Genomic DNA, 20574 nt, shown 5'->3' with positions numbered 1-20574 from the left:
AGAAATTATAGAGGGTTGAAACTTATACGAGTGAAATAACGTCTGACATTGAGTTAAATTAGATTCGTTCCTCAGCTCGGTTACAAAATATCAGATTTTTGCAACCCTTCTCGTGCAAAGGTGTATCCTCACCACTCTAGGAGGCAGATTTCTGTTCTCAGTTAAAAAACATAACTTTACAAAAAATTTAAATTTACAGAATTGGCAGAAATGCTTGATTTTCATGGGTTTGGGGCATTTTGAAATTGAAAGCAAAACACCAATACAAAAATTTTTGCATAATTTTAGTGAATTAAGACGTAATAAAAGTGGAATCACTGAGATGTTTTCATGAAACTCATGAAATCCGGGCAGCTGCCAGTTAAACAATTAGGTGGGACAAATGGGGGTTGTGATGCAAACTTCAAAATTGAGTTTCGAGGAGCGCAATCTCGCTATGACAAAGGATGTGGAAAAACTAGCTCTAGATTGGCGAAAGCGCTTGGCTGCGGAATGTCCAGAACAAAGTGAAGCTGCTAGGCAAAGTATTATTTTCTGGCTATTTGGATCTGACTCAAAACGGTTTGATCTGTTTAACCCTAAGGAACTAGATATCGCCAAGCAAGCGATGGAATATCGCTGGAGGATTTTACGTCAACGCTACTTGGGGCTGGGGCGAGAGCGTGCTTATCGCAACTTGATAACGCGACTGGGAAGTTTAGTGACATTACGGAATAAAATTCAGACTTGGGTTGCCCTTAGCCGCGATCGCCAGCGTAGCGTGATCGATGTGTTGCAAGAAGTACTCCAAGAATTACTGCAAAGCGATAGCCACATGCAACAGCAAATGGCTGATATTGCCAAATATACAACCGATCGACGATTGGGGGATGCTCTGCTATTTGCCAGTGTAGAAGAATATTGTCTGCGGCCAGTACGCAATCAACCCCTATTAGCTTATCGGTTTGTAAATTACTTGCGTCGCACTCAGCGCGGTGGCTTAACTCAAGTGCCAAGCCGTGACTTAATTAGACTGGTGTCGGAAGAAGTTCTCACAGAAGACAGTGAGAATCGAGTTAACTTAGTGGATAGTCAGGCGATCGCAGAATATCAACAAGCACAACAACTAGAGGAACAACAAGTGCTGCGTCAGTCAGTACAAAAAGAATTTGAAAATTATTTACAAGAAAATCTCGGAACAGACGCAGTGGAGTGGCTACGACTGTATCTGCAAGGTAAGTCCCAGGAAGAGATCGCCCACAGATTAAATAAGCAGACTAAAGAAGTATACCGTCTGCGAGAAAAAATTAGTTACCACGCCGTGCGGGTTTTTGCTCTTAAAGGTAAACCAGAACTCGTAGACAGCTGGCTCTCAATTTCCTTACAAGAACATAACTTGGGATTAACACAAAATCAATGGCAGCAACTTTATGAAAAATTGACTCCTCTGGAGCGGCAGATCCTAGATTTGCAAAGAGCGGGTAACTCAATAGAAGCAATAGCCCAAAATTTAAAACTCAAAACCCATCAAGTGCTAGGCGAATGGACAAAAGTCTATCTTGCTGCCCAAGCTTTAAGAACTCAGGAGTAGGCTGTGAGGCATCTAGTTGATCAATTCAAACCGTGGGACATAAGGAGCAGGAGAGCAGAGGGGAATTCATCACAAGTTCCTCCCCTCTGCTCCTGGAGACTCTTCATCCCCTCATCTCTCACTTACTACAGCAGATCGTAACTCAATATTATCCCCAATCCACATCTGAAATTCATCTTCTACTTAGGTATATATAATTTAAATTTTAACAATCGAACAAAGTCCAATTTATTAACTACTTACTAAATTAAAGGTAAAATATTGTATAAATGAACACTAAATAATTAAATCTATGTTGTCTTCAGAGGGTGAATTAAATGATTCGCCATGCCTAAGGAATTTCTCAGCAACTAAGCTTCAAGTTACATGAACTACAAAAACGGCTTTTACTGAATCCTAGCCTTGACTTTCAGCAATTAGAGGCTTTGTTTGCCCTGAATGAATTAGTAAAAAATTTAGATAAACAGATCAAAATACTGGCACTATATAGCAATCCATCAACAAACGCCAAATATATAAATCTGTCAGTAAAACTGCTGATTTCGATCACATACATAATTGTTATGTTGTAATGGAACCCTAGACCGATCAACCTTAGAGGTTCATCTCAAATAAATACAGATTTTGCGATCATATTCTGAGTAAGATTACGGTTTAAACAAACTTATAGTAGCAAAGTTAGTTTCCCACTCTTGAATCCATTTTTTGCAAATATTTCATGCTAACTGAGGTTTTTAGTGAACTTTTCCCCTTAATGAGTACAGCCAATCCACAGACTTTGGAATGGCTGCTCAACGTTGCAATTGAACATGAATACCCATCTGGGCGAGCTGTTGTGATGGAAGATGCCTGGGGTAACGCCGTTTACTTCGTGGTTTCTGGTTGGGTCAAAGTCCGGCGTACCGTCGGGGAAGATTCAGTAGCTCTGGCAATTTTTGGCCGTGGCGATTTTTTTGGAGAAATGGCAATTTTGGATGAATCTCCACGCTCAACCGATGTCATTGCCCTTTCACCCGTGAAGTTGCTTAGTATCTCCAGAGAGCGTTTTATTCAAATATTGTTTAAAGACCCGCAGTTACATCACCGCATGTTGCAACTGATGGTGCGGCGATTGCGGCAAATTAACCTGCGCTTACAAATGCGGTCTTCACCACCAGCAGTCAAACTCGCCCATACCCTAGTGACTTTAGGCGAAAATTATGGTCAGGAATCAGATTTAGGAAGAGAAATTTTTAACATTCCCTTTAAAGATTTAGCAGAGGTGACAGAAATCGGTGTTGAAGAAACCACCAAAATCATGGAAAAGCTGCATGAAAAAGGGTGGATTAACATTGACAGCGCCAACAACACCACTTATCTTGTGAACTTCAAACAGTTGATGAACTTGGCTGGCAAAGTGTGATTGCTAGCGGTTCTTAATTGAATGCACTACATTTTTTTTGTGGAATGGAGAAAAGTCTGTAGCAAGATCCTGTAGGGTGGCCAGCATTAAGCAAGGGTCAATTAATTTTGGATAATGGAATTAACAATTTTGGATTGACACTTCGGCAACTCTCAGAGACGCTCTTGGGTTCGCTCAATGCTGACCCCGCTAAGATTGGGTATGGGGCAAGCCGAATTTTAAATTGAGAATTTTGGATTTGTTCCGCCCACAAAAGCGTTGCGGGACGTTCGCGTTAGCGTCTCCAAGAGTTGTCCGGGGCGGGGCATGAACCAAAAAATCTTTTATCTAAAATCTTTTATCTAAAATTCGTAGTCAAGTACAACCCTCACCCCTGCACGATTATCATTTTCAATGAGACTTCAATAAGACGATTTTAGGTATTTTAACTGATTGACAAAATGCGCTTTATTTTAATCTCTCACAGATTACCTTGAAAGGGCTAGTTCTGTTTAAAACACTCCCAAGCGCAAGCAACATCTGGACTGAAATGGAGCTTGCGCTAATCAAAATCTAGTCAAGTACTTCTGCTACAGAACCTGCAACAGTTGTTTAATTTTGGTGTCTTGGCGTTCTTTGAATTTTTCTGGAAAAATTAACTCGATCGCAATCTTGCCACTTGCCTCTTCTTCTACTGCATAAATTTCGGCAACGAATCGGTTAGATGAGACATTATCCCCATCCTCATTCAACAGTAAACCAACTAATGGTTTAACAGTTTGCATTGTGTGCAAATCCTGTTGTCCTAGCATTTTGTGAGAAGACACGGCTTTTTTATCTTCTATTTCCAAGCGCAAACCTGTTGTTCCTAGTTCTGTAGCTACTCCAAAAAAGAAGTTACCATCCCAGTAGAGTTGGCTATTGCTATTTACCTGCTTGCGTACCTTTTTACGGCTAGTTTGTTTGATGTCACCCAAGGCCCGAGTCAGACTCGTAGCGAGGAATCCAAGGGAAGCTATGGGTCGGTCTACATACTGTCCCTTTTGAGAATACCACTCCTGCACATCAGAATACAAAACTAGAGTTAAAGCATCGCGTTGGGCCGTGTTGAGCTTCACAAAATCAACTGCTAAAAGCGTTTCTGTATCATTAATAGGGGAGACTCGGACAATCTGCGCCGTTAGAGAAGCGCTAGCAGTATAATCTCCCATCACCTCAACTTCCACTTCTTCCAGTAAATTAGGCCAGGTTTCTAAGGAAATTAATGCCCCAGTTTCCGAGATATTCACCGTTTTGCCCATGATTGTTTGACTGTTACTGGTAATTAAGATGGAGAGACGACGCTGTAAACGGTGGGCAGAACGTACTTGCGGTTGTTCAAAGCCAACCAACAAAGCAGCTATCAGTAAAACCAGGTTAAAAATAGACCACATGGTGTTAACTAAGACTGCTTGCCAATCTTCAGGACGTAGCAGCAGCCAATAGGGAACAGCCAGCAAGGAAGAGACAACAAGTCCTGTTACCACTAAAAGACCACGCATTGATTCCCAATCAAAGGTGCGTTTGGTTATAGACGTTCCTTTGTCGGTAACGTTAAATGAACCTAGCTTGGGATTAAACAGTGCTAACATGGTCACCCACCCAGCCTGGAAAGCCATTGCAAACTCAAAAATTTCGTTCCAGAACGAGAACCTGACGTTTTTGTAAATGATGTAGTTAGTAAAAAGCGAGAGGAGAATATGGGGTAGGGCGTAGGCTAGAGTTTCTAAACCCAAACCTTGGACAGAGTTAATGCCAAATAATAAAAATAGCGGGGGAGCGATCGCATATATTAGACGCGGATAGCCATACAAAAAGTGTGAAGTCGCACTGAAATAACAAATCCTCTGGGCAACTGTCAAGTTCAGCTTCGGATTAAAAACGGGGTTTTCCAATCGCAGAATCTGCGCCATCCCCCTTGCCCAGCGCACTTGTTGCCCTACATAAGAAGAAAACGTTTCTGGTGCTAAACCAGCCACCATAATTTTGTCGTAGTAGACAGATTTGTAACCCAGCGAATGCAATCGCAAGGCAGTGTGGCAATCTTCCGTCACTGTTTCCACCGCAATTCCCCCAACTTCTAAAGCGTGGGATTTGCGGATTAATGCTGCAGAACCGCAGAAAAAGGCGGCATTCCAAAAATCGTTACCTTTTTGCAGTACCTTATAAAACAGTTCATTACCTGCGGGTATTCTACCTTTGGTGACCAAATTACGCTCGAAGGGGTCGGGGTTATAGAACCAGTGGGGAGTTTGGACAAACGATACTTTGGGATCGAAGAAAAAACCCATTGTATGCAGGAGAATTTGCCGTGATGGGATATGATCGCAGTCCAAAATCAACACTAAATCGCCGCCAGTTTTGTAAAAGGCAGCATTAATGTTACCCGCCTTAGCGTGGTCGTTATTGTCCCGTGTCATGTGTATACAGCCGAGTTCTTGGCACATTTGCCGTAGCTGTTCCCGTCTGGCGCTAAACTGTTCTCGACGTGGGTCGTTCTCTTTATACTTTTCAGGACGACCATCATCAAGGACATAAACCTGTTTTTTATTAGGAGCATAATCACAGGCCAAGGCTGCCACGGCAGTCTTACGAACAATCTCCACATCTTCGTTGTAAGTGGGAATGTAGATATCAACTTTGTACCATTCCTCAACAGGAATGGTTGTGAGATTAACTGGTTGGCGTTCTTGAATTTTCAGTGTTTGAAAGTACGCCAGTACTAAGGTGAGGATGGCATAAAGTTCAGCTGCGAACAATAATAGGCAAGCAATGCTGTTGAGCCAACCATCAAAGTTGAGGGTATAGCTGGTGCGGTAGTATAAATAACGCAGCGTTGTTACCATACTCAGCCACAGGAGAAATAAATGATAATACTGGCTGATTTCTGAAGAGTCCTCTTGAAACTCTGCGTGTATGATCAGTTGACCAAGTAGCACAAGAAATACTGCTACCAATCCCTGCTGCCAAACTTCTATTGGGGTAACAATCAGTGGCACTGAGAGCAACAATAGCAGCAGGATGAACCATTTAAAGTGTTTCACACCCACCCTTTGGAGAGTGCGGTCAAAAAATCGGGGGGTAATATCAATCAGCCAACTGCTCAATTTGAAGCGCTGGCGATCGCGTGATTTCCGAGGCGATGTATCTGGGGAAGACATTTTGGATCTAAATTTTGAAATTTAAAATTGGCGATACGTAACCGAGAGTGTCTACTTTTTGTCAGCAGTTAGCCGCTTGAGATACAACTGAACAATGCCGTAAAGAATTAGAGAGACACTCAAAATGCCTACAGGTAGCAATAGCCAATTTTCTTGTAAAAAGCGTGATGCCTTACTGAGGAGACTGGTATTTTCCCAACGACGAGTGTTCGGGGCGCTTTGGAAAAACTGTAGTTGATAGGCATCAGCATCGGAGGAAACTGGGTCTTTTTGATCACTACTAATTAGCACCGTATCCTTTTTGAGTTGGAAGAACCACGGATCTTGATTGAGGACTTGTCGCACTCGCTCTAAACCAGTTTCAGTTTGAGATGTTAAAGCCAGAACGACGCGATCGCTGTTCCAAGGAGAGATAATTTGCTTAATCATGCCTTGTGTGTCCTGTGGGGTCTGAACCACAGCATAGGCAGAAGAGCGGGAAAATGCCTGACTCAAGTTAAAGCCACTGGAATTAAACACTTCAGGAAAAGGAAACTCTTCTCGCGTTCCAATTCCTACCAAATGGTCATTTTTACGAACTTTTGTCGGCAAGGCATCTGGTGTGTAAACTTCTAGTTTGACGGCATCTGCTTGACTGAGCCTTCCTAAGCGTTCGCTAAAGGCTAACAAGGTTAAAACATCTGTCTTCGAGGGGATTTGTGGCACTACAATCGCCGTCTGGGACAAATCCTGTGGTGCAGTAAAGGGAAAACCGAATTTCAGCAGGTTCAAGTCTGGTAGTTGTGTAGAGATTTCCCGCTTCAGGTCGAAGCTAGTATCTGAATGCACCGTCCCTGTAAGTTGTTGATCTGGTGGCTGAAGACAGTTCTGTTTGTCAAACGGTTCTCTAGGATTCATCCGGAAAAAAACTTGCAGTTTCGAGTTAGGTTTGATCAAGTTTTCCGGCAAATTGACTTTGAGGTTTTTGTGAGTTTCTCCCGACTCAGAATCAAGACGGGCCCCACCAATGAAAACTCCATCCAGTAAAACTTCGAGCGCAGAAGTTCTAGGATTAACCTGCGGCCCATAGCTGTAAACCAGATTCATGGAACTACCCCGAACAAACCGATCATCTGGTAAAGCGCGAAAATCAACTTCAATTGGTGGTGCTCCCATTCCCCGTACAGTGACATCACTAAACGGCTCACCATTTACCTGGGTTTTGATGTCGCCCAGTTTAAAAGAATTTTGCTCTGGCAAATAACGAGGCCACTGGCGGAGTCCTGGTGTCAAACCTTCTTTGAGGGTATTGACAAAAACTACCTGACCAGTCCCCATTTTCCGCAAGTCTGGCTGTGATAAAAATTGGGTTGCCTTTTCCACAGCTTTTGTGCTGTTGCCAGTGGCAATTAAAACTGGAACCCCGCTCTTTTCAGTTTTAGTGATCATTAACACCCCTGTTTCATCAGGTACAGGGTTGTTATCACGATCAATAATTTGATTACTGATGATTTTCAGGGGCAAATTCTTCCAAGTATTTAGAGATGGTTGCTCATTTGGAGTCCCAATGATTACCAAGTGATCGTTTGCCTTCACACTTGCAACATCAGACACCAAGCTCGTCTGAATCGGGCGAAAATCTGCGATTCTCCCCAATGCCGCTTGTAAGCGAGCTGCTGCTGTTAACCAGGATTGATTAACTTGACTCGGTTGCAAGTAAGCAATTTGGTTAGTTTCTAAGCCGAGTTCGTCAAAGAAAGGATAAGGATAGCGGCTGAAATTCAGGGGAGTCGGCTGCCGTTCATAGTTCAAGATTAATTTGGAATCTGGCAGAATCTCTGTCCACAAGTCGGGGCTACTAGGGTCGCTACATTCGAGGGTGTTATTCTGCTGTGCCACTAATATGAGTTCGTTATAGTCTTGAATCAGCTTTGGTGGGATATTGAACAGGACTTGACCTACTTGGGACTCTTTGTGGTTAAGTGGTACGCTACCGACACTGGTGCCATTGACTAGCACGGTCAGGTTGGAGCGATTGGCATACAGTGCTGGTGAGTGTTGAAAACGGATTAAAGCTTGTACCTTACCCCGATTTAGTTTCCAGCCACGAGGACGAGTAAAGGCAAGACGACCTTCTGAGTAAACCCCACGCAAGCGCATCCGGTTGCCCACAATCGGACTACGATTAAATTCTAAAATGTAAGTTGCCAGGTTCTTGGCAGTAGGAGCTTTTAAGTCTGCTTTACTACTATTTTCTGATGTCGTTGCTTGAGCTAATAAAGTTACTTGCTGTTGCAGATCGCCTTTGGTTTGAGCTTGAGCGCTGAATAATGAACTAGGAAACAAAAAAAAGCACGAAGTAACAATAATTGCTTTTTTACTAATTTGGGAAAGATGAAACAACTGCTTCATGGTAGAGCGTGATTTTAGTGTTAATTTACTCAAAACTTTTACGTAAAAACCATAACTAGTTAGTTGCTTTTAGAACTTAAAAATCATCCCATCCGATTTTTTAAACGAAATCAACCAGAGTCAGTCTGCTGGCAGTAAAGGGTATTTGGGAAGCCCTTGCTCTAACTCAGTGTCAGGAAATGTCATTTAAGCAGTCGCTGGGGAATTGTCTTTGGAGGTAGCAATCCTAACCAAGCCAAATTCTGGGTATAATAAGCAGATTGGTCTCCCCAAATTCCCTGCTTGTATTCAGGCAGTATTTTTTTCACAAGCAGTTCTTGAGCTATTGCTGGTTCCAGCAACTGCATGGCGGCATACAACATGGCGTATTGGGATGTAGCTTCGTAATCCACTAATGGTTTGCCTTGGAGATCAATGCGTGCTGGTAGACTCGATTGTTTACTCCACAGTTTTTGCAGGTGCTGAGTGGATGTCGCTAGATAGCGTTGCGCTTGGGGTGAGTTGAACCAGGCAGCATCCAACGACAAACGCCACCAGACTCGATAGGCATCAAAGCCATACAAACTCTTCAGAGTGCTAGATGCTGGGAGGATTTGGCATTGTCCTGTTTTGGTATTTAGAGCTACCCAGTCACTGGGTAAACCTACGCTAGAAAGCTTTGCCGAATTTTCTAGCACTTCATAGCTGCTGTCTACCAAACTCAACCAATCATGTTGGGGGTCAACTTGTGCAAAGATCCGAAAAGCATAAGGAGCAAAATAAGAGGGATTCAGGTAAAAGGTAGATGCATTCGGGACAAATGCAGCCACAGGCCCTGGTAATAGGTAGCGCTTACCTTGTGGTTCTGAGATAGTGGACAGGTTCCATAAATCTTGCAGTTTAAGTTTTGCCAGTTCCAAGTATTCGGGTCGATGCCAACGCCGTGATGCCAAAATTAGGGCAGTAATCGCATCTATATCTCCATCACTGGCAAAGTTGGTGTCGATGATACCCCAGTTACCATCTTTCTTTCGTCCCCATTTCCAAGCCCACAAAGTATCTGTGCCTTTACCACCCGCTTGGCGCTGGAGGTTATTTTCCGACCAGTTTAAAGTCCGGGCAAAAGTTGCCGGATCATTAATCAGTACTGCTCGTAGCAAAGCATAGGCTTGACCTTCACTAGTTGAGCGATCGCTTGCTTGGTAATCAATCACCCGTCCGTCTGACTGAATAAATCTTTGGCGGTAGTTATCCCAGCTTTGAGCTAGTAATTCCCGGTTGGGGGTAGATTCAGGAAGATCAGCTAACAATCCAGTCAGATTTTGACTACTACCTTCAGTGGGGACGTTTGCTACCGGAGTTCGATCATCCGGTGTTTTCGGTTTTGCTGCCCAGTAACTAGAGACACAGGCAGATAAACCAATTAGGCTGGCAATAGCTGCCACTCTTGGGAAGTGCCACATCCTAAGAACAGTTTGATTTGTAAAATATTAGCCGATAGGGAGACTGTGAGAGTACCATTTTCCTGCCCTTATTGTTCCCTTGTAGTTGTTCAAAATTAACTTTCATGAAGAAATTTAAGCGAGCGCTAATTCCTGTTTCGACGTTGATAGTCTTGCCAAGGGGGTTGAAATCCTCGTCGGAGCAAAAAGTCTGTTTGGATTTGCTGTATTTGCCGAGATGCATCACTATCGGTTCCTCCTTCGGCGATTGTTTCTAGTTGCAATCGTTCTAGCTGTGCTAATGCTGTCAAAGGCTGATCTAAAATCGCATTCAATCCAGCCAGGGCGCGGCGTGCGTCTTTGTCTTCCGGTTTTTGTGCCAACACTTGAGCATAAATCTCCTGTGCCGATTCAAAGCGGCGCTGTTCAAAGCGAATTCCGCCCAAAGCCGCTAGGGCATCGATGTTATCTGGTTGCTGCGCCAAAATATTCTGATAGGTACTGCTAGCCAAATTCAAATCACCTACAGATCGAGCCAACTCTGCCTGCAACTGGGATGAGTTAGGAGTGTTGGGAATGCGAGCAATCAACTGCTTCATCCGTGCTTGTGCTTGGGCTGGATTACGTTTTGCTATCACTTGTAACAAGCGCAGTTGTAGTGGTATGGAAGTAGGGTCAGTTTCTAGTAGGTAACTATATAAAGCTTCTCTTTGCGGATCAGCAGGCAGCGCTTCTAACAAACTATATAGTTCTGGAGGAGTATTGGTTGCAGGTTGTGTAGCTAACCAATTGTTGAGAACTGCCTCTGCTTCTGGTTGGGAGATTCGCTTGGCTTGATAGGCGATACTAGCACGCCCTAGTTGAATCGACAAATTTTGAGGATTGCCAGCTATCAATTGGTCATAAACTGTCACAGCCTCATCAAAACGCTTTTGTTGCAGTCGTACTCCAGCCAGTCCGCCCAAAGCAGCATTAATAATATCGCTACTATTTGGCTTGCTAGCAAGCACAGCTTGGTAACGCTGGGCACTAGCTTCCAGACTACCCTCACGACGCTCAATTTCTGCTGCTAGCAACTGGGGTGCGAGGTCTTTAGCACCTGCGGGGGTAGCTGTGTAAGCTGCCAAGGCAAGCCTTGCGCCATTCAAATCTTGGCGCTGCACATACATTTGTGCCACCCGGAAATTCAAAAACGGTACGTTAACCCCCATTTGTAAAAGATTTTGGTATACAGGTAAAAATTCTGGGTCGGGAAGATCAATGTTCACTAAGGCATTAGCTAGCTGTTGCAACTGCACGCGATCGCTCGGCAATGATTGCATTACAGTCGCCAAACGCTGTCTCAAGTCATTTTTACCGAGTAAACCTAACTGATTTTCCAAAGCTAATTGCTGCACCAGCAAACTTTGATCGTTGGGAAATTCTGACGCCACCCGTTGATACAATTGCAGCGCTGTTTGTCGTCCTTCAGGAAACCCACTAAAGACATCAGCGACTTCCCGCAGTAGCTTGGGAGAAGGGTTGGGATCGGTTTGGAGGGCTTGACGATAGAGATTAAAAACTTGCTGGGTGAGAGTGGGGTTATTGGTGTACTTGCGAATTTCATTGAGCGATCGCGCTAAGGGCAAAATCGCATCTGGTCTGCCCTGTAATACATCTAAGACTGCCAACGCTTGGGCTTGTTGTTGATTGACAAGGTATGCTACAGCCAGTTCTTTACGAGTTTCAATCCCCATTGAGTCAAGTTTATTGGAGCGCTGTAACTGCGCTTCTAACACCTGTACTGCTCCTCCAGGATTGCCTGTTTCTCGTAAGCTGCGACCGTAGGCTACTGCTGCATAGCCTGTAATGGCTTTGCCACTGGAGCGATAGCGGTTAAATAACTCCAGTGCTTTCGGAAAATCCCCACTGTAACTATAAGTTTGAGCCGCACCAACGACTGCCTCTGGTGTGGGGTTGTTGTTCAGCGCGATTTGGTAGTCTGCCAGGGACTCGGTTAATCGTCCTTGATAGGAGTAGAGTAGAGCACGGTAACCACGACCTTCTGAGTCATTAGGATTTAACTCTAATAAAGTTGTTAGAGCCTCAATTCCTTTTAAGTTCCACTCAGAACGATAAGTAGCCAGTAGACCAACTGTCTTTAAAGCTAGTTGGTTATTGGGGTCTACCGCCAGTACTTGTTGATAAGCACTCCAAGCTTCAGGAATACGTCCGGCCTTGCGATAAGCGATCGCTAGTCCTAACCTAACTGGCGAAGATTGCGGTTGACTTTTGAGGGCTTGCTGGAAGGCTGCGATCGCATCATTAATCCAGCCTTTTTTTAATAATGCAAAACCTTTTTGTGCCGATGCTGATAAGTTCTGTGCTTGAGCAGGGGCAATGCTGCCCAAAGGCGGCACAGTTAATAAGTAAGTTAAAAGGAAAAATGAACCAGTAAAAAGAGAACGATATTTAATTTTTTTAGCTTTTGCCTTTTGCCTTTTATCTATATTGCTTTGACTCATTGAGCAATTCTCCCTCTGGGAGTGACATCAAAATCTGATTTCACCCTGATCCCGAAGACTGTTTCGGAGAAATCATCACGTGCCTGAACCGAAAAACCTATCCGGAGATTGGAAATAAATTTAAAATCATAGAACATTTCCAATACATTCGGACGGTCTCCACGACGGAGGCGATCGTTAGAGAGAGGAAGTCCATAAGCTATTCCTAGTTTGTCATCTGGGGTAAACAGATCTAAAAAACTAGCTCCTAAAACGTAAGTATTTGCACCCTCTCCTAAAGTGCGATTTTCGTAACGACCATAGCGCCCAAACAAACCTAATTTCAGATTGGGAATAAAGACTTCGGCGTTGACACCATATGCTTCTTCGCGATCGTTTGCTTCAGGGCCAAATTGATTGTCACCTCTGGGAATGCTAAAGCTTTCGAGGAAGCTATCACGAACACCAGCGTCGCGATCGCTGGCATAAGTACCACGAATAATCGCATTGCCATAACGGATGCCGATTTCTCCAGCAAATCCATCTAAAGAAAATTCACCGATTTTGTTTGCTGATGAAAAGACTGCTGCTTTGGCTTCAATATTGTCGGTGATACTCCAATCGGCTAACAAACCAGTGCGTGAACTAATCCCTGTCGCCGCCAGTGCTGGGTTGGTTTGAAACACCGGATTAAAGAATTGACTGGCCCCATCTTTAGCAAAGCTGTTGTTATCAAAATAAGACGTTAAATCTATTTGACCGATCACTAATCGCAGATTAGGTACTCCTGCTAGTGAAGTCGCCAAATAAAGCTCGTTGATGTTCAAACCCTCGTTTCGGGAGTCATCCAAGCTGCTGCCTTGGCTTGTTAAGTCCAGAGTTGCCCCAACTAAAGCTTGGGGAGAAAGTGGGTAGACTCCCGTAAGTCTCGCCCGGGCTGAGGTGTCGCTGCCTTGGGTGATATAAACTCCTTGGAATTGTAAAGAGGGTTCCCTTAAACTACTGCTAGTGAGCTGGCGGCGTTGTTGAGTAGTTACTGATACTGCTGTGCTTGGTGTGGGAGTTGGACTAGGGACTGATGGTGTTGTCTGTGGATTGAGTAATTGTTGATTAAAAGTTGGTGCTGTTGGTGCAGTGAATTCTTGCGTTGCAGGCAAGTTGGGAAGTGGCGGCAGGGGGGCTGTTTGGGAACTGAGTAGTTGATTAAAAGTTGGTGCTGCGGGTGCAGTGAATTCTTGTGTTGCAGACGAGTTGGCGAGCGGTGGCAGTGGAGCTACGACTGAGCTAGTTACTGGCTCCGGGCCGTTTATCTGTCCCTGCAATCCTAAATTAAGGTCAGAAGTGTCCCCACCTGCTGCCACTCGTGGTGCAACAGAACTATGTGCTGCTGCCGGGGCTTTTCCAGTTACTTGCTGCTGGATGAAGACACTCTCCAGTTGTTGGAGATTGTTGACTGGTTTGGGTTCCACAACTTTGGCCACTGGATTGGCGACCGGTGCAACTGCGACACCAGTCGTTACGGGTGGAGGAGTCAATGTTTGTGACCCTGACTGCGATTGACTCTTCTTGACAGGTAATTTAGGTACTGGTAGGGGTTCTGTTAAGCCCAATTGGTAGTCGCTACTCTGTAACTGAGATGGGTTGATTTGAGCTGAAGACTTTTCGCTCACTGCCAGTACCCAGCAAATCGAGATGACGACAGTGCAAAGCAGTGGATAAACCTTGTGGTACTGAATTGAAAAAGTAAATTTATAACAATCGAATACTGGTTGCCTCATCAGCTTAGTTGGGTAACAACTACATATTTAGGTTATAGAATGTCGCCACTTTAGCAAATTAAATGGGTAGTAACCACTACACACAATAAATTTTGTAATTTTCAATTAATTCAATTAGGAGTCGATAAAACTTGTTATTTATGAAAATAAATTGGGCATAATAGGTAAAAAACTGATTTTATTGGGAAAGAAACCCAAAAAACTGCCTATTATGATGAAAAATCTTGATTTAAAGATTATTTTTCCCAATTTTAAAGCTTTATCTCCTGCTAATCTCCAGGCAGCTATTTGTCTTATGCTTTTAGCTGCCAGTTATGGCTGTGTTCAAAAAGCACAAGAAAAGGTGGGGATGGAAATTAGAAATGTACAACCTATATCAAGTAAAGGTGTATACAACGTCGTTGGTAGTACCAATCTGCCTGAATCTAGCAAGATTACAGTGGTTGCTGTGCGTTATTTGCGTCCAGTATCAGGACAAGCAGAAGCTTTGCTGAACTCAGATACGAATACTAACCGTTCAATTCTGGCTCGTCAAATTGTGGAAGTGAAACAGGGACAATGGGAGGCTGCGCTAAATCTGTGGCAAGTTTCACCCGATGGTAGTTTCCAAGAAGTTTGGCAAGCAAATCCAGCACAAATACGACTGTTTCCAGAAGGTGGCGTTACATTTGTAGCTATTTTCGATCCTGCTAGTCAGTGGGAACAGCCAGATAATCAAAACTCTCAAAAGTTAAAGTCAGAAAATCAACAGCTAGAAAAGCTTGAAAAGATTGAAAGCAAGTTGATTCGTTTTACTAACGAAGGTGAAAAATATTTACAAGTTAGCCAAACCTTAACAATACCCCTACCTATAGGGAAAACAATACCACCTCGTCTACAACCGGAAGACTTCAATGGTGGTTGGGGAAACCGATATCAAATCCCGCCGCAATCGATAGCTTCTAAAACTACCCTACTTCCATCAGTTAAAAATAGGCAAACGAATGCCTATGTTACTCCTTCAGAGTTTCTCAGGTGAGAATTAAGATGGGCATCAAACCTATAAAATATCCTGTCTATATCTATGTACCCCTACCCTACTTCCTACTTGATTAAGGACGGGGTACTGTAGCCCTCCATCGCTCTCTTTTTGATAGATAAAAACTGGAATACCAGCCTCAATATGAGCGCTGGCATCCAGATATTAATTACCCAATAACCACTAATTGAGTGGGCATTGTCTGTAAAGAAAAGTGCTTGTCCTCATTAAGAGAGTTGTGGTAATTTTAGAAGCTTCACAAAAGAGACAGAGAGGAAATTCATACCTAAAGGCACTTGCTCTATACTCCGATGCTGTTGAGTGATTTAAATCTTCTCCTCTGCTTCTCTAATCCCTTGTTTCTTTTATTTGTCTATGACGCAAAGATGTAGGTAATAAACATTAAACCTGTTTTTCTTCAGTTTTTGCTCTTTGATAAACAGATTTGAGCAGATTTTAAAGAACAGTATTATAGTATATCTGAAATTTAGCTGGGGATTCTACTTCAGCATTTGTTGCTTGAGGTGTTAGTTGCAAATTGTCCTGCATTACCTGCATCTGTAACATCATCTCTTTAATTTGTTTTTGCAACTCTTCAAATTCTGATGGCATGATTACTGTTTGATTTACTTCACGAGCAGCAGCAACTTCTTTGGTGCTATTCGGATTTTCTTGAGCATAGCTAAGGAAAGTTTGGTCGGATGCAAACGCAGAAGTAGCAGCAACATTTGTCATGGTGGTAGTATTTTGTTTAGTTGCAACCTCTGGTACAGGATTTATCAGCTGTGTGTGCATCGGCATTTGCGCTTCAACAGGTTGAGATCCAGTTATTGCAAAGCTTTTTGAACTGAAAGCTTGATCAAAAGGTATCTCGTCATCTAAAAAAGCGCTTAATCCAGAAACTTGCAACCGAGGCTCGGAAACTTGCCATTCTTTTAGTAATGCTTCCTTTTGCTGTAAGTGCAGATCTAGATTAGATAATTCCTGCTGAATTTTTGCTGATTTGGAAGAAGAATTTCGCCAACCACAAAAAGCAAGTGCTGAAATTCCAGACCCTATACTAAGTACAGTTGCAAAAACTACGTAAGGAATAGCAATATCTCTAAGTTTCCCGTCAAAAATAGGTTCTTCCTGAAATTTGATGGCTATTTGCTTATCACCTAGTGTAGCAAGGGGAAATGACATTAAAGAAAATACACTTAGAGAAGCGATCGCAGGTAGTACTAAGAATTTTTGCAGTGCAGAAAGTGTCATATTCAGAAAACTTTTGTTAAATAAAAGGCTATGGACAGATTGCAGAAGATTTAATTACCGCTTGTAACATCTAACTTGTATAGAGTTTTTCCGGTCAGTCAATATCTGTACTGCCTTAATATCTAAGTTATTCTCGATACGAGATGTTTTCAATAGACAACTCATGAAGAAGTCAGTAAATTCCGTAAATTTTCTGTAAATTAAGTAACTACCGTAGATTGTATAAAGGGAAATGCAAAACATAGATATAAATTTATCCGTATTACCAGTCAAAGATTTTAGCGTTTTTGATTTCCACTATCCAATTTTTGCGGATACAGAAACAATAGTAGCTAAATATTGCTCTAATACTATTAGGATGGTTAAACGTATGGAAGGTTAATTAAGTAATACAAAAAGCTGGAAAATAAATGCATTTTAATCAGACTACGAACATTTCTCGTCAGCTAAAAATCAGATTTACAAAAATACTTTTTACGTAAAGATACTGTAAAAATTATTCTGTTGTAGAAACCATTAGATATTTTTCTGTTAATTTGACTTAGATATTATCCTCCAATAAAAGTAATAGTATGCAAGTTATCCATAAAAATAAACCAAGAAGATTGAGGTTACATAAGCAATTACTGATATTTTGCCTAAGTTTAGTAGTATTTTTAGTAATTATTTTGACTAAGGCACCTGCTAATATTCAACTAGATGCTTCTATGGCTGCAACGCCAATAGAGCTACCACTTTCAACAATTGGTAGAACAATTGTGGATGCGAAAAGCAAGGTTGTATTGCCCAGAGGTGTTAACTGGTTTGGCATGGAGACTGATACGCACGCCCCTGACGGTTTATGGAAACGAGATTATAAAGAAATGCTGGCGCAGATTAAAAGCTTGGGATATAACCTCATCCGGTTACCTTATTCTGTGGCAGGATTGCGATCGCTTAATGTAAGTGGCATTGACTTTGGAATTGGCAGCAACAAAGAACTTCAAGGTAAAACCCCATTGGAGGTAATGGACTTACTTATTCAGGAAGCGGAACGTCAAGGATTGCTAATTCTGCTCGACAGCCACCGTCTTAACGACCAGCAAATTCCAGAGTTGTGGTATGGAGACGGCTTTACGGAAGCAGACTGGATCGATACTTGGAAAATGTTAGCCATCAGATACAAAAATCAAGCTAACGTTATTGGCGCAGACTTAAAAAATGAACCTCACGGCAAAGCTAGCTGGGGTGATAACAACATTAATACTGACTGGCGATTAGCAGCAGAACGCGCAGGCAATGCGATTCTCAGTGTTAATCCTAATTGGCTGATTGTCGTTGAAGGAGTGGAAAAGAATGTCCTCGGTCAAAAACTGCCACAGCATTGGCATGGTGGAAATTTAGAAGGTGTGAAACGCTACCCGGTACGTTTATCTCGTTCTCATAAGCTAGTCTATTCTCCTCATGAGTACGGCGCTGGGGTGTACAATCAGCCCTACTTTTCTGCCTCTAACTTCCCTCAAAATCTAATTGAACGCTGGCAAATAGGATTTAACTATATCGCTAGTGAGAATATTGCTCCCATCTTAATTGGGGAGTTTGGGGGACGAAAAGTAGACTTAAATTCCCAAGAAGGAATTTGGCAAAATGAGTTTGTGAAATACATTCAAAAAAATAACTTGAGCTTTACTTACTGGAGTTGGAATCCTAATAGTAGTGATACAGGCGGAATTTTACTAGATGATTGGCAAAGTGTTGATCTACCCAAGCAGCAATTACTGTCCCAACTGCTTCCATCTGTACAACTTCAACAGCCAGATCAACCGAGTAATCCTCCTGTTTCCCCAACTCCTACTCCTTCTGTCTCTCCATCTCCTACTGGTGCTGCCCAACTAAAAGTTACTACTGACATCTATTCCAACTGGGAAACCGGATTTTGTGTCAGGTTTAAAATTACAAATCAGGGCAATATCAAGGTTAACAACTGGCAACTGGCGTTTCAGATGAATCAAGCTAAGATTAATAACTCTTGGAACGCAGATTTTAAGCAGCAAGGAGCGATACAGTATCTAGTGACTCCTTTGGACTGGGGAAAAATAATTGAACCAAATCAAGTACGGGATACTGGCTTTTGTGCCAATAAACTTGGTTCTGACTACCAGCCGCAGCAAATAGCCGCCGTCTTGATTTGAACTCAAAAGTTAAAAGGCGAATTTGTCATGATAGGAGAAATCACCAATCCCATTAACCATTGAGTATTAACTCAGCACACAAGATGACTGAAGCAACAGCAACTCGTCCCAATATCTATGTTCAGGAAACCGGGCCAACGATTCATTACCTGGTGGCAATGTCTCAACCAGAAACCCATCTGTTTGAGGTGACTTTACGCCTTATGGATTACCATTCGCCGATTCTCGATTTAAAGCTACCAGTGTGGACACCTGGTTCCTACTTAGTCCGCGAATACGCCAAGAATTTACAGGATTTTGGGGCTTTTGCAGAGGGTAAACCTTTACCTTGGCGGAAGATCAGTAAAAATCACTGGCAGGTAGATAAAAAGGCTGTTTCAGAATTAACTGTACGTTACCGCATTTTTGCGAATGAGCTATCGGTACGGACAAATCACCTAGATGCTACCCACGGTTATTTCAACGGTGCAGCACTATTTTTTAGAATAACGGGCTGGGAGAAGCAACCCATTCGCGTCACTATCGTACCGCCACGCCTAGAATGGCAGGTAACTACTGCCTTGCCACCCGTTGGTGAGGAAACGAATACTTTCTTGGCTGGTGATTTTGATACTCTTGTTGATACTCCGTTTGAGATTGGTAGCCACCAATTGTATAAATTTGAGGTTTTGGGAAAGCCCCATGAACTGGCAATTTGGGGACAGGGAAATTTCCAAGCCCAGCAGATGATTGCTGATATCCAAAAAATTGTCCAGGTAGAAGCGCAGATGTTCGGCGGTTTGCCCTATGAACGATACGTGTTTCTACTACATTTATTTAGCCAAGCTTTTGGCGGTTTGGAGCATAAAAACTCTTGCTCCTTAATTTACCAGCGTTTTGGGTTTCGCGCTCAGGATAAGTACGATCGCTTTATTCAATTGGTAGCACACGAGTTCTTTCACTTGTGGAATGTCAAGCGAATTCGCCCCAAAGCATTAGAGGTTTTTGATTACGACCAGGAAAACTACACACCATCATTGTGGTTTTGTGAGGGTACTACTAGTTACTACGACTTGTTAATTCCTTTGCGGGCAGGAATTTTTGATGTTCAGTCGTATTTGAATAACTTGGGCAAGGAAATTACCAGATATGAAATGACACCGGGGCGCAAAGTACAACCCGTTTCCGAGTCGAGTTTTGATGCCTGGATAAAACTCTATCGCCCGGATGCCAATAGCGGTAATTCCCAAATTTCTTACTATTTAAAAGGAGAAATGGTATCCCTGTTGCTGGATTTACTGATTCGCTCTACTCACGATAATCAGCGCTCCCTCGATGACGTGATGCTGAAAATGTGGCAGCAATTTGGGCAAGCTGAAATTGGCTATACTCCAGAACAGTTGCAGGAAGTTATAGAATCTATTGCAGGAATCGATTTGACTGATTTCTTTAAACGCTACATTGATGGCACTGACGATTTGCCCTTGAATCAGTACTTAGAACCCTTTGGCTTGGAGTTGGTAGCTGATCAGCAGGAAGAACCTTACCTGGGTGTAAGAATAAATACAGAGAATGGGCGGGAAATCATTAAGTTTGTGCAGGCTGGTTCGCCTGCACAAATAGGGGGAATTGATGCAGGTGATGAGTTGTTAGCAATTGATCGGATTAAAGTAACGGGGAATAGTTTAAGCGATCGCCTCAAAGATTACCGACCAAGTGATACAATTGAAGTCACAGTTTTCCACCAAGACGAACTGCGTACCTATTCCATCATCCTCGCCTCACCACGTCCGACTCAATATCAGGTAAAACCTGTTGAGCATCCTGACTCCATGCAGCAGCAAAACTTTGCTGGATGGCTTGGGGTAGCGATCGCAACTGTTTGATAAAGGATTAGGGATTAGGAAAATTTTTTCCCAGTCCCCAGT

11 protein-coding genes are annotated in these 20574 nt (G+C 42.9%); 5 read left to right on the top strand and 6 right to left on the bottom strand.

Features of this window, described 5'->3' with window-relative positions; genetic code table 11:
• Nucleotides 1-382 precede the first annotated feature (382 nt).
• Both V7K49_RS32975 and V7K49_RS32970 read left to right on the top strand, forming a co-directional pair.
• Nucleotides 383-1570: a HetZ-related protein 2 gene (locus V7K49_RS32975; protein WP_334868109.1), complete on the top strand. Its 1188-nt coding sequence runs from the start codon at nt 383-385 to the stop codon at nt 1568-1570.
• A 718-nt stretch (nt 1571-2288) separates the two neighbouring features.
• Nucleotides 2289-2972 carry a Crp/Fnr family transcriptional regulator gene (locus V7K49_RS32970; RefSeq protein ID WP_334868106.1) on the top strand — a complete coding sequence of 228 codons (684 nt, stop codon included), beginning with the start codon at nt 2289-2291 and terminating at the stop codon, nt 2970-2972.
• Nucleotides 2973-3541: 569 nt separating this feature from the next.
• On the opposite strand, the gene bcsA is transcribed toward V7K49_RS32970, so the two are convergent.
• The 5 genes from bcsA to V7K49_RS32945 all read right to left on the bottom strand — a co-directional run bounded on the left by bcsA (nt 3542) and on the right by V7K49_RS32945 (nt 14224).
• On the bottom strand, nt 3542-6151 hold the full coding sequence (gene bcsA, locus V7K49_RS32965; protein WP_335209419.1) for a UDP-forming cellulose synthase catalytic subunit: 2610 nt from the start codon (nt 6149-6151) through the stop codon (nt 3542-3544).
• Between the two features lie 51 nt (nt 6152-6202).
• Nucleotides 6203-8542 (bottom strand): cellulose biosynthesis cyclic di-GMP-binding regulatory protein BcsB, encoded by a 2340-nt coding sequence (locus V7K49_RS32960; RefSeq protein WP_335209418.1) that lies wholly within the window; start codon nt 8540-8542, stop codon nt 6203-6205.
• 182 nt (nt 8543-8724) lie between these two features.
• Nucleotides 8725-9984, bottom strand: a complete 1260-nt coding sequence (locus V7K49_RS32955; protein ID WP_335209417.1) for a glycosyl hydrolase family 8 — start codon at nt 9982-9984, stop codon at nt 8725-8727.
• 125 nt (nt 9985-10109) lie between these two features.
• Nucleotides 10110-12467: a tetratricopeptide repeat protein gene (locus V7K49_RS32950; RefSeq protein ID WP_335209416.1), complete on the bottom strand. Its 2358-nt coding sequence runs from the start codon at nt 12465-12467 to the stop codon at nt 10110-10112.
• Nucleotides 12464-14224: a carbohydrate porin gene (locus V7K49_RS32945; protein WP_442948717.1), complete on the bottom strand. Its 1761-nt coding sequence runs from the start codon at nt 14222-14224 to the stop codon at nt 12464-12466. Before V7K49_RS32945 ends, V7K49_RS32950 begins: the two co-directional genes overlap by 4 nt.
• A gap of 211 nt (nt 14225-14435) precedes the next feature.
• Here V7K49_RS32945 and V7K49_RS32940 point away from each other — a divergent pair, with 211 nt between their 5' ends.
• Nucleotides 14436-15242, top strand: coding sequence for a hypothetical protein (locus V7K49_RS32940; RefSeq protein ID WP_335209413.1), 807 nt, complete (start codon nt 14436-14438; stop codon nt 15240-15242).
• Between the two features lie 456 nt (nt 15243-15698).
• On the opposite strand, the gene V7K49_RS32935 is transcribed toward V7K49_RS32940, so the two are convergent.
• A complete protein-coding gene (locus tag V7K49_RS32935; RefSeq protein WP_335209412.1) occupies nt 15699-16496 on the bottom strand; it encodes a hypothetical protein in 798 nt (265 codons plus the stop codon).
• 572 nt (nt 16497-17068) lie between these two features.
• Between V7K49_RS32935 and V7K49_RS32930 the strand changes: the two genes are divergently transcribed.
• A complete protein-coding gene (locus tag V7K49_RS32930; RefSeq protein ID WP_335209410.1) occupies nt 17069-18667 on the top strand; it encodes a cellulase family glycosylhydrolase in 1599 nt (532 codons plus the stop codon).
• Between the two features lie 83 nt (nt 18668-18750).
• Nucleotides 18751-20532, top strand: coding sequence for a M61 family metallopeptidase (locus V7K49_RS32925; RefSeq protein ID WP_335209408.1), 1782 nt, complete (start codon nt 18751-18753; stop codon nt 20530-20532).
• Nucleotides 20533-20574 lie beyond the last annotated feature (42 nt).

The organism is Nostoc sp. (assembly GCF_036919675.1).
Lineage (GTDB): Bacteria > Cyanobacteriota > Cyanobacteriia > Cyanobacteriales > Nostocaceae > Nostoc.
The sequence above is the reverse complement of the archived record's forward strand: the minus strand, read 5'-3'. Positions and strand labels throughout refer to the sequence as shown.

Bases quoted from the DNA above. Each gene is read 5' to 3' on its own strand.
- V7K49_RS32950 (WP_335209416.1), bottom strand. From the start codon at position 12,467: ATGAGTCAAAGCAATATAGATAAAAGGCAAAAGGCAAAAGCTAAAAAA.
- V7K49_RS32930 (WP_335209410.1), top strand. From the start codon at position 17,069: ATGCAAGTTATCCATAAAAATAAACCAAGAAGATTGAGGTTACATAAG.
- V7K49_RS32970 (WP_334868106.1), top strand. From the start codon at position 2,289: ATGCTAACTGAGGTTTTTAGTGAACTTTTCCCCTTAATGAGTACAGCC.
- V7K49_RS32935 (WP_335209412.1), bottom strand. From the start codon at position 16,496: ATGACACTTTCTGCACTGCAAAAATTCTTAGTACTACCTGCGATCGCT.
- V7K49_RS32955 (WP_335209417.1), bottom strand. From the start codon at position 9,984: ATGTGGCACTTCCCAAGAGTGGCAGCTATTGCCAGCCTAATTGGTTTA.
- bcsA (WP_335209419.1), bottom strand. From the start codon at position 6,151: ATGTCTTCCCCAGATACATCGCCTCGGAAATCACGCGATCGCCAGCGC.
- V7K49_RS32975 (WP_334868109.1), top strand. From the start codon at position 383: ATGGGGGTTGTGATGCAAACTTCAAAATTGAGTTTCGAGGAGCGCAAT.
- V7K49_RS32925 (WP_335209408.1), top strand. From the start codon at position 18,751: ATGACTGAAGCAACAGCAACTCGTCCCAATATCTATGTTCAGGAAACC.
- V7K49_RS32960 (WP_335209418.1), bottom strand. From the start codon at position 8,542: ATGAAGCAGTTGTTTCATCTTTCCCAAATTAGTAAAAAAGCAATTATT.
- V7K49_RS32940 (WP_335209413.1), top strand. From the start codon at position 14,436: ATGATGAAAAATCTTGATTTAAAGATTATTTTTCCCAATTTTAAAGCT.
- V7K49_RS32945 (WP_442948717.1), bottom strand. From the start codon at position 14,224: ATGAGGCAACCAGTATTCGATTGTTATAAATTTACTTTTTCAATTCAG.